This window comes from Bacteroidota bacterium (assembly GCA_016715945.1).
Lineage (GTDB): Bacteria > Bacteroidota > Bacteroidia > Bacteroidales > F082 > JALNZU01.
In genome coordinates this window covers 1,183,037-1,192,916 of record JADJXJ010000001.1, presented here as the reverse complement: position 1 = coordinate 1,192,916, position 9,880 = coordinate 1,183,037, and the positions used below count along the sequence as shown (strand labels likewise).

At 49.8% G+C, this 9,880-nt stretch carries 8 protein-coding genes; 3 read left to right on the top strand and 5 right to left on the bottom strand.

Annotated elements, in window-relative coordinates:
- Positions 1–22: 22 nt before the first annotated feature.
- Positions 23–4,717 (bottom strand): hypothetical protein, encoded by a 4,695-nt coding sequence (locus IPM52_04570; GenBank protein MBK9290884.1) that lies wholly within the window; start codon positions 4,715–4,717, stop codon positions 23–25.
- A gap of 465 nt (positions 4,718–5,182) precedes the next feature.
- Positions 5,183–5,437, bottom strand: coding sequence for a hypothetical protein (locus IPM52_04565; GenBank protein MBK9290883.1), 255 nt, complete (start codon positions 5,435–5,437; stop codon positions 5,183–5,185).
- 392 nt (positions 5,438–5,829) lie between these two features.
- Between IPM52_04565 and IPM52_04560 the strand changes: the two genes are divergently transcribed.
- The 3 genes from IPM52_04560 to IPM52_04550 are packed head-to-tail and all read left to right on the top strand — an operon-like array spanning position 5,830 to position 7,826.
- A complete protein-coding gene (locus IPM52_04560) occupies positions 5,830–6,411 on the top strand; it encodes a TetR/AcrR family transcriptional regulator (protein ID MBK9290882.1) in 582 nt (193 codons plus the stop codon).
- Positions 6,412–6,415: 4 nt separating this feature from the next.
- Positions 6,416–7,537 (top strand): hypothetical protein, encoded by a 1,122-nt coding sequence (locus IPM52_04555; protein MBK9290881.1) that lies wholly within the window; start codon positions 6,416–6,418, stop codon positions 7,535–7,537.
- Positions 7,538–7,556: 19 nt separating this feature from the next.
- Complete coding sequence (locus IPM52_04550; GenBank protein ID MBK9290880.1) at positions 7,557–7,826, top strand: ATP-binding cassette domain-containing protein; 270 nt, start codon at positions 7,557–7,559, stop codon at positions 7,824–7,826.
- A 320-nt stretch (positions 7,827–8,146) separates the two neighbouring features.
- On the opposite strand, the gene IPM52_04545 is transcribed toward IPM52_04550, so the two are convergent.
- The 3 genes from IPM52_04545 to IPM52_04535 are packed head-to-tail and all read right to left on the bottom strand — an operon-like array spanning position 8,147 to position 9,857.
- A complete protein-coding gene (locus IPM52_04545) occupies positions 8,147–8,404 on the bottom strand; it encodes a hypothetical protein (protein ID MBK9290879.1) in 258 nt (85 codons plus the stop codon).
- A gap of 16 nt (positions 8,405–8,420) precedes the next feature.
- The gene (locus IPM52_04540) at positions 8,421–9,308 is read right to left on the bottom strand and encodes a transposase (GenBank protein ID MBK9290878.1); all 888 of its coding nucleotides are present in this window, start codon (positions 9,306–9,308) and stop codon (positions 8,421–8,423) included.
- Positions 9,309–9,320: 12 nt separating this feature from the next.
- Positions 9,321–9,857, bottom strand: a complete 537-nt coding sequence (locus IPM52_04535) for a tyrosine-type recombinase/integrase (GenBank protein MBK9290877.1) — start codon at positions 9,855–9,857, stop codon at positions 9,321–9,323.
- Positions 9,858–9,880 lie beyond the last annotated feature (23 nt).

Genomic DNA, 9,880 nt, shown 5'->3' with positions numbered 1-9,880 from the left:
ACAAATGCTTGGTTTCTGGTTTTCATTTGATCAGCACATTTTGCACCTTCCGCTTCGGGCCATCTGCTGTGTGTACAGTGGCAACCAACTGGTATATTCCTTCCCGGAGACCATGAACAGCCATACTCAACCGATTTGTACCTTCGATGAGCGGATAATCCTGTGAGCGAATTTTTCTTCCCATGTTGTCAATCAGCTGCAGGTTGATCATAGATCGTTGGGATGTGCGAACGCTCAGATTGATCTGATTTTCTGCTGGGTTGGGCCATACCGCGCTGATTAAAATATCGGTTTCCCCAAGTTCCGTATTGATAGTCAATCCATTAACTCTGAGTATTACCGGGTTATCCAGGCTGCCAGCCATTCTGAGTGGTTCAAACAACACTTTGTCTGCAACAGGAATGAACTGTTGCAAGCTCTGCGACCAAAGTTTGAAGCTGACCTGCACCGGCTGGCTGCCGTTCTGGCCAATATTCATCAACACCAAACCACCCAGGTCAGGATCCATTTGGCCTGAACCAACACATTCATCACCCACAAATGCATAAAGCACATCCAGGCTATTGACAATCTGGTGCTGATCGTTGAGCATCAATCTGGCAATGAGTGGCATGGTGTGTTGATAATGGCCTCCGGCCTGCATCGGACCCGATTTTACTTTTGGTACATCCGGGCTGTCAGACAGGTTGTTCGAAACAACCGGATAGGTTAGTGTAGCTTGCTGCGACACCTTAATGATATAGCCTTGTCCGGGGCATAGTTGATTCAGGGTGCCCACCCATTGGCTGCCATTATAAAGTGCAAAAGCATTCTGACCGATGATCCGGTCATCATAAGTGGGTGGAGGATTCATTCCCGACAGGGCTACATTTACCGGCATGCATTGCTGTGGGGTAAACCCGATCCAGCTGAATCCCTGCGGAAGGCTCACCGGCGCAATGCTCGCCGGGCTGCCCTGAATGGTTTGCTGCCGTTGCCCGCAAAGTTTCATCTTGTACATGGCATTTGGGTTCAGGTTGTTCAGGCTTCCCACCCAATTTGTTCCATTGTAAAGGGCAAAAGCTGTCTGGCCAATAATCCGGTCATCCTCGCAGGGATTCAGTCCTGGGAACAGGATGCCGGGGGCCATGCTGCCGGGGTTGACATTTACCGAAAACCAGGTATAACCTTCACCAAAATTCAGCTGCTGGCTGCTGCTTCCCAACAGGCTCACCTGCAATGGCTGCGACCAGGGGCTAGCGCCATTCTGCCCGCAATGTGCCCTGAGGTAGATGTCGTAGGTTGAACCAGCCGCCAAACCGCTCAGCGTGAAAGGTTTGGATGTGATATTGGTTATAAGGTTGCCGGAGGTTTGCGGATTAAATCCTTGCAAGCCATATTTCAGGCTCCATTGGCTGATGCCGGCAGGCGAATTCCAGTTGAGTTCCACCGTCTGGCTGTTGATAATGTTGGCCGATAATGTGGTGGGTGCCGGAGGGTTGCAAATACTGATGTTCCAGTTTTGACCATTGTTGTTGTTCCAGTTGTTGCCGCCGTAATGAATGACAAAATTCAGGCTGCTGATGGTCTGCGCAGGATTGTTGAAAGGTCCGAGTTGCACAATCCAGGCATTGCCACTTTGTATAAAAGGTGTACGTGCAGCCACATTGTCTGTCCATAAGGTAGTTCCTGCGGGCCAATAAGCCTCATCGGGTTTGGTCCAGTTGTTAACGCCCCAGTGCAGCCTTGCATTGGTGCTCATGTTTGCATCCTGGCTCACGGCTATGGTAATCATATCTGCATTGGCGGGGTCTGTTGGGAGCCAGCTCACACCGGCCGGAAAGCTGGCCGTCACATTGATGGTCATGGTGTAAGTCTGCTGGCTCTCTTGTCCAAGATTATCGCGTACCCTGAATTGAAAGCTTGCATAAGGCATACCCGAAGCGCCTGCCACAGGGGTGAATACCAGCTGACCAATGTTTGAAATCACTTCGTTGGCAACTGCCGGACTTCCACCTACCGTAAGGCTTCCTGCAGAGGGCAAACTTACCAGCCTGATGCCTCCAAAGCTGTTGCCCACCGGACTGCTGAACGGGAAATTGCCCGTGCTGAAAGTGTAGCTGGTGTTCACAGGCAGACTTACGCTGCTATGCTGCCCAAGCGGCAGGGGAGATATCACATTGATTGTAACGTTGTATGCCTGAAGCGAATAAAGTCCGTCTGTATCTTTAACCCTGAAAGTAAATGAGGTATAAGGACTTCCTGAAGCATCAGTTTCAGGACTGAATATCAATAGGTTAGGTTGTGTATAATCAATTCCTGTGCTTGCTGCAATCCCGTTGTAAGTCAGGTTTCCCTGCGACGGAAGACTTTGCAGTTGAATTCCTGCAAAGCCTGCTCCTGTGGGACTGGTGAAACTGAAATCGTTGCTTCCGAAGGTGTAAGGCGTATTAACGATGGTGCTCACAGTGCGGTTGGCGCTTACAGGATTGGGCTCTTGTGCCGGCTGTATCTGGATGTTCCAGTCCTGCCCGTTGTTGTTGTCCCATTGTGTGTTGCTGAGTTTAAATACAAAGTTGAGCACATTTACTGCCTGGTCCGGGTTGTTGAAAGGCCCCAGCTGCCAGTAATACCGGCCTTGCCCGTCCTGCCCCGCCGGAGGCGTCTGCACAGCCTGGCTGCCCTGGTGAAGTTGGGTGCCTGCAGGGCGGTAGGCTTCAATTGGTCGTTGCCAGTTGTTTACCCCCCAATGTAGCAATGAAACTGCAGTAGCATGTGCAGCCGTGATGGTAATGACATCGTTAACGGTTGGATTGGCGGGACTGATGGTGACATTGGCGCTGCTTCCGCCGCTGCCATCGCCAACCCAGACATGGAGAATGGGCGAGCGGGCCACGTTGCCGTTGTTGTCCACAGCCTCCACATAATAGTCAAGCAGCTTGTTGGTGTAGCCGGTAATCATGGCCGAAAATTCCTGCGCCTTGTACAAAGGCATGGGGTTGGTGACGGAGGGAATGGTAATTCCTGTCATGGGTTTTGATTGCCACGAACCCACCCCGGGTCCACCGGCATAAGTCAGGTTGTCGTTGCCCACCTGGTTTCCGGTGCTTTCGCGGTATTTGAGTGTAACGGATGAAAGACCGTTCAGGTCGAAGACATAGGTCCATCCCATGAAGTCGGTAGGCCGCACGCCCTGGCTGCTCCATTCGATATCTCCGGGATTGTAGGGCGTGCGCTGCGGAAGGTAGATAGCCGGAGGAGTGAGGTCTAGTCCGCCCTGAGCGACTGGTAAGGCATTTGTAACGGCCTGATTGGCAGCCAAAGCCGGGTTCGAGTCCCAGATTTCTGTGCCATCCCAATACCAATAATCGCTGGCCTGTCCGTTGAGGTAGTAATGCCATCCCTGCAGGGTGCCAGGGTGATTGGGGTTGATCTGATCGGCGGTCTGGACAATATTTTTGGCGGCAGTCATGATGCCCCAGCTGTTCCGGTCGGGGCTGTATGGTCCGCTGGCACCAGGGTAACTACCGGGATCGCCATTCCATTTGCGGAAAACCTGGTCGCCTCCTGCTGCTCCCAGCCAGCTTCCATCCTGCACATGGATCACATCGTTTTGCGGTGGAGGAAAACGCTGCAGATAATCTTGTATGGTAGTGCACTCGAAGCGGTTGGGGTTGGCCTGCAGCCAGTTGACAAAATTCTGGAAGTTGCTGTTGTAATAACCGTCGCTGCCACCACCGTAATTGTCGCCGTCGTGGTGCAAAACAATAAGAATTGGCCGACTGGGATCGGTGTTGTATTCTTCGAACTGGCTCATCACATAATCGTAGTTGAGCGCTCCGAAACCACCCCGGCCGTCTTCTTCACCCAGGTAACGCGATGCAGGTACGCCAATGATTTTTTTGGTCACGCCTGTGGCCGGATCGGTGTACGACACCCATCGGGGCTGGTGTGCCCAACGAATCGAAACAGGCGTTGGCGCCCAAAGCCCGTTGAGCTGCTTCCAGTCGTTGGGGTTGGGATTGCGTACAGTGGCTTTGTTTGGCCTGGGTACCCCCGAAGCGTCCGAATAGGGCGCTCCCTCAGCGGTGCGTTCAAAATGCAGATTGTCGATGATCACCCACTCCAATCCTTCATCTACCAGGGCCGGAATCATTCGTGGCGAAAAAGCCGTTTCAGGAGGAAAAATGCCTTTGGAATAATTGCCGGTAAAGTTTTGTGCAAAAACCTGTTTGTGTAACTGTATTTGTTTTCTAATGTCTTGATAATCAATCAAACCCATCAAGGGGTGATGATAACCGAATCCAACCATGTCCAGGCGTGGATTGCCCAGTTGGGTGGTCTGGTTCTTGATGTAGTTCCAGTGGCTTTTCCAGTTGCTGAATCCAATGCCGGCTGCCTGCAGGTTGTTCAGGTTTTCGATGAGCGAGCCACTGAAACTCACCTGCGCGCCAAAGTGGGGCATGCCTGCATTGATGCCCCTTTGCACCGCATTCTTCGGCCAATCTGTGTATGGCCCTGTGCGACTCAGATGCACATCGTAAAGCGAAAAACTGTACACCCCGCTTTGCTGGGTTTGGACGATATTTTCATATGGCCTGTAGATAGGCTGGTGCATGTGCCACAAAAAGGCGATATAAATTTTTGGGTTGTTACGGGTGCTGTCTTTTTGGCCAAAAGCTTGGGGTAATGCCGACGTAAGCACTGCAAGCAACAGAAAACTTAGAAAGCGTTTCATTGATAATCAGAATATTGGGGAATGCCCAAAGTTAATCACATCGGATTTCCGGTCAAGTATTATAGTGCTGTTGTTATATGTAAAAAACTGAATATCAACATTTAGTTGATTTACAGGGGTTTATTGCAATCGGTTGCGGTGTTTCAGGAGTTTGTTTTCGTCCCCGGCTGATCATGCGAATGGCCCTTAATCTGCCACGAAACGGTCTGAATGATGTTTAACTCGCGGCGTTCAGCAATAAATTTAGCCCGTTTGTTACTACGCTCAATAAACTTTGCAGGTTACTGGCGTCCTCATGTATCCGGATAAACTGATGGTCATCTGGAAGGTAAACTGCTGTGTGTCGAGGACTAATTTTGATTGTTCGCCAGCATCATCTGTTTCAGATGCTCATAAGGCACGGTTGCGGGGTTGATCCATTTCGGATTCAGTTCATGTGGTTCGGGTTGCAGGTTCCCGGTTGCTTCAAGTGCATTGCCGGAGGAATGGGGGATAGCCGGCAGGATTTCCGGTGACAGGTAGCGCTTTGGGGCCGCAGAAATTCCTGAATCTTGTACCCCTGATATTTGGGCTTAAGTGATTGACTTTCATAAAAGCCGCCAGGGCAATTACAGGCATCATGGCGCCTAACCACATTGTTTTTCTCACCAGCAGCCGATTGGCCAGATTTTCTGCCAGGATAACCGAAGCCACCTGATGCAGCCTCTTTGTCTTCAACATTCTTTTGAGGTGCCTGAAGCATGCCTCCGTTAAAACGATCGGCTTCATAATAACCCCTTCTCCGACCTAAATATAGGTCGTGTTTCAACCTAAACCAATGGTTTCAGCGGCATTACACCGGGTTATTTTAGGAACTGGTCTCCATATGAAATGAATTGTTCGGGCGGGTCAAGGAATGGGGACAAGGCAGTTTTCAGGTGCTGGCTAACAGACGATTCGGGCAGATGCTTTAGCCTTTGCGGAAATCGCAAGCATTTATACATTGAAAATCAGTTTGTTGCATTTTAGGAACAAGAAATGGCCATAAAACTGTGACTGAAAGTCCAAAAAAAAAGTGATAAATACTGATAAATGATACAAATAATGTATATTTGCATCAAAAATGTAAACAAATGAAAAAAATGTCCAAATCTGAACGAATGCTGCTCGAGGCTGGTAAGGATTTGTTCTGGAAATATGGTTTCCGGAGGGTAGGGGTGGAGGAGATCTGTGCCAAAGCGGGTTTGAGTCGCATGACGTTTTACCGCTATTTCAAAGACAAGACAGAACTTGCCAAAGCGGTATTTTCGCATGAGGTGGAGCAGGCCATGGCCGACTTTCGTGAGCTGATGCGTTCGGATCTGCCTGGTCCGGAAAAGGTTAAGCGCATGCTGGAGCTCAAGGCGGCCTCGGCTAAGCACATCAGCAAAGATTTTTTGCTCGATTTTTACCAGCACAACGACACAGGCCTGCGCGAGTATGTAGAAAAGCTCTCGGCCGAAACCTGGCGCGAAACCCTGGAGTTGTTTCACCACAATCAGGCACAAGGGGTGTTTCGTGCAGATCTCAACCTGCCTTTCTTTCTGGCCTTTAGCCAGAAAATGATGGATCTGGCTGCGGATGAGCAGTTTATTGCTGCCGCCGGTGGTCCGGAACAAATGATCATGGAACTTTCAAAACTGCTGGCATTTGGCATTGCCGGACAAAAGGACTGATGGCATGAGAAAAGGAATGTTCACAGGCTTATGCATGTTGTTGTTTCTCAGTGTGCAGGCCCAGCAAAAGTTCGAATCTGCGGGGCAGTTTTCCGCATGGTCGCTGGCAGCTCCGGGCAATGAGAAGCAGCTGCTGGCGGGGTTTCGCTTCCTGCCAGGATTGCGGTTGACACATCAAGCTGATGCACTTAAGCTGAATGCCGAGGCCTCGGCCTATCTTTTTGCACACGAGGCGCTTATACCGCTTGACGATCATCCCTCAGCCGGTTTGCAGCCCTACCGCTTTTGGATTCGCCTTGCCGACAGCACGCGTTCGCTTAGGCTCGGTTTGCAGCAAATCAATTTCGGTTCGGCCAGCCTGCTTCGGCCGCTCATGTGGTTCGACCGGCTCAATCCGCTCGACCCCCTGGGAATCACCGAAGGCCAGTGGTCGGCGCTTGGGCAGTGGTATTTCGGTACGCAGAACAACTTGTGGATATGGGTCAATCTGCCCGACGGCAAAGCCCGCGTCTGGGATCTCCTGCCTCCAAAGAAATATTTTCCCGAGGCCGGAGGTCGTTTCCAGTGGGCTGTTCCCAAAGGCGAAATGGGTGTGGCTGTAAACCTTGGCAGCTCCGAACCTTACAGCGGCGCGCTGATGGACTCCGGCAAGGGATTGCTGAGCTACAAGTTCGGGCTGGATGGCAAATGGGATCTGGGTCCCGGATTGTGGTATGAGTTTTCGCTGAGTGGAGTCAACCGACATGCCGGCGCTGTTACGCATCTTGCAATGATAACCGTTGGAGCCGATTATACCTTTGGCCTGGGTAATGGCTTGAATGTGGTGGCCGAACAGATGTTTGTCGCGGCCGGCAGCCGGTTCCAATCCATGCCCGAAAAAACTGCTTTTGCTGCTACATCGTTGAGCTATCCGCTCGATTTTTTCAATCGCTTCAGGCTGTTGGCCTATTACGATTGGAAAAACGGAAAGCCCTATTCCTTTTTACAATACGAGCATACATTGACCAAAGGCATGTTGCAGCTTATGGCCTGGGCCAATCCGGAAAGTGCATTGCTCCCTGGACGCGACGACCTGCAAATTTTTGGCGGAACGGGGGTACAATGTATGTATGTTATTCATTTCTAACTGTATATAAACCAAAACCATGAACGAAAAAATTGTAGAAATCGACCGCCTGGTAAAGCGGTTTCCTGTGGGGAAATCCTATTTTACTGCGATCAACGGCATTAGTCTGCACATTGAACGTGGGGAGTTTACCGGGCTGATTGGTCCCAGTGGATCCGGGAAGACCACTTTGCTCAATATCATCGGGACGCTCGATGTGCCCACCGAGGGCGAAGTGCATGTGCTTGGGCATCCGGTGAGCAGGCTGGGCGCACGCGAAGCTGCCATGCTCAGACGCAGCGAACGATAAGCATTTTATTCATCGTTTCCCTGCAAATATAATCCAAAGGGGAGAGAAGTCAAGTACTTGCTGTGGGTTAAACAGAAAAACGTGGGAAATGATGAATAAAATGAAGTTGGACTAAGCCGCCTGGCTATGGGTTTTCTATGAATGCTTTTTTTGGCCTGGCTGTTTCGGGGTTACTTTAATTTGACTTTTTCTTTTTCATAGATGTAAAGGATTGATAATCTTGGATTTTTTTTGTAGTCAGGGCATAGCAATCCCATGATGGCTGATGAGCCATTGAGATGATGGAAATTTGTCAATGAACGAAATGGGTAAATGCTTATCTATCCGGGTTTCAACATACCGGCAACCTCAGCAGGTACAGGTTTCATGATTCCGGTTTTACATTTTGGGCAGAGCAAGGTGTCATTACCTGTGATGTTGCGCCATACTTCCAAAGCCGTTAATCCCACAAGCGCCGGCAGGAAAGTAGCTTTATCAATAAGCTCAATACACCTGGCAAGCTTTTCTTTCATGTTGCACATGGCCATAAATCCGAAATACCTGATTTTATAGAATCCCTCTGGCAACACATGTTGCATAAAGCGGCGGATGAACTCATTTTACATCAAGCGAGATTATTTTTCTCATACTTGCTGCCTTATAATCTTTGTAAGAGAAACTGACTTTTTCATTTTCACACTGTATCAGTCTTTGATTTGAGATAGCAACCCTATGGGTGTAATTGCCCAGGTATTGAATCAGGCTGTGTGGGCCTGAAAAGGGTTTTTCGCAGTACACCACCCAGTTTTTGCTGTAGCATTGGGTTTTCAATGATTTAAAATCCTCAGTTGTATCCGGTAAACGAATCTGGCTGTTAGCAATGCCATGTTCAATGAGCCTGCAAAGTATGCCACGGAATACCTGGCTAAGGGCTTTTACCGGGAGGAAGAACTTTTTACCCGATGCTTTCCATTCCATTTGATCCTCTGAAAGCCCTCCTGCCGGGACAATCATGTGTATGTGCGGATGGTACACCAGTGTTTGTCCCCAGGTATGCAAGATGGCTACCGCCCCGGCTTGTGCACCCAGAAACGCGGGGTTCAGGGCACACTGCAACAGGGCTTGTCCGGCAGCCTTGAAAAGTAAAGCGTATGCACTTTTCTGATTCAGGAAAAAGAGCTGGTGCAAACAACGTGGGATCGTAAAAACCACATGAAAATGTTTTACCGGCGGCAGGTTGGCTGCCAGTTTATCAACCCATTGCACTTTCTTAACAAACTGGCACTTGGGGCAATTGCGGTTACGGCAAGAGTTGTATGATGGACGCTGGTAGCCACAACTATCGCAGCGGTCAATGTGTCCGCCAAGTGCAGCGGTGCGGCAGCGGATGATGGCATCGAAAGCTTTTTGCTGTTGGGGGCAAAGCTGGTGATGTTGCAGGAATGATTTGGCATGGCTGCTGAAAATATCTGCAAGCTCAATGCGCTGGCGAGTATTTTGCATCGGATTCAAACCTTACACATTCATGGAATCCAATGGAGAAACAACGCTGGCGGGGTTGATGGTTACCAGGTGAAGATACCCTGCAGTGGTTTTCAGTGAAGTGTGCCCGAGAAATTGCTGGATCAGCCGGAGGTTTACGCCTTTTTCGAGCAAATGGGTAGCAAAGCAGTGCCTGAGGGTGTGAAAGGAGATTTGTTTCTTAATGCCAGCTTTCAGGGCCGATTTCTTAACAATAGTGTTCAGGGTCTGATCTGCCAGGGGCTTTCCTTTTTTTCCGCGGACTTCAAAAAGATAGCATGAAGGCCTTTCGCACTTATAATAATGCCTTAAGATCTCGAGGGTTTTTGTTGCCAGGATTGTGTAGCGGTCTTTCTTTCCTTTGCCCTGAACCACATGCACCTGCATACGTGCCGAATCAATGGCTGAAGGCTTTATCAATTGTACTTCCTCACGCCTGAGGCCGGAAGAGTATGCCAGCATCAAAATGGCACGGTGTTTAATGTTTTGTGTAACAGCGATCAGTTTTTCTATTTCGGCAAGCGATAACACAACCGGAAGCTTTTTGGTGCGCC

Bases quoted from the DNA above. Each gene is read 5' to 3' on its own strand.
- IPM52_04570 (MBK9290884.1), bottom strand. From the start codon at position 4,717: ATGAAACGCTTTCTAAGTTTTCTGTTGCTTGCAGTGCTTACGTCGGCA.
- IPM52_04565 (MBK9290883.1), bottom strand. From the start codon at position 5,437: ATGTTGAAGACAAAGAGGCTGCATCAGGTGGCTTCGGTTATCCTGGCA.
- IPM52_04560 (MBK9290882.1), top strand. From the start codon at position 5,830: ATGAAAAAAATGTCCAAATCTGAACGAATGCTGCTCGAGGCTGGTAAG.
- IPM52_04555 (MBK9290881.1), top strand. From the start codon at position 6,416: ATGAGAAAAGGAATGTTCACAGGCTTATGCATGTTGTTGTTTCTCAGT.
- IPM52_04550 (MBK9290880.1), top strand. From the start codon at position 7,557: ATGAACGAAAAAATTGTAGAAATCGACCGCCTGGTAAAGCGGTTTCCT.
- IPM52_04545 (MBK9290879.1), bottom strand. From the start codon at position 8,404: ATGCAACATGTGTTGCCAGAGGGATTCTATAAAATCAGGTATTTCGGA.
- IPM52_04540 (MBK9290878.1), bottom strand. From the start codon at position 9,308: ATGCAAAATACTCGCCAGCGCATTGAGCTTGCAGATATTTTCAGCAGC.